Raw genomic sequence first — 237 nt, 5'->3', positions numbered from 1 at the left:
CTGCGTGGGATCAGCTGCGAAATCAACCACTTTAATGCCTGTCGATGTCGGCTCACCAATCCCTGTAATGGAGTTAACCACCACAGTTGTGTTGCCAGCAGTATTACCGTTCATCACCAATTGATCGCTTACCGAGTCATCGCCGTTTAATTCGCTATCGAGCAGTAGCGTACCGCCGCCGGTATAATCACCGTTTACCGTCAGCGTATCGCCAGCGACGCCATTTTGCAGGCTAAC

General features: G+C 51.5%; 1 protein-coding gene. It reads right to left on the bottom strand.

Translation table 11 applies throughout. The features are described 5' to 3' along the window. Positions 1 to 237 (bottom strand): autotransporter outer membrane beta-barrel domain-containing protein (locus tag AC0IZJ_RS28750; protein ID WP_471855693.1); only part of this gene is annotated, 237 nt, incomplete at both ends.

It is taken from the genome of Roseateles sp. AC306 (assembly GCF_979253795.1).
The sequence above is the reverse complement of the archived record's forward strand: the minus strand, read 5'-3'. Positions and strand labels throughout refer to the sequence as shown.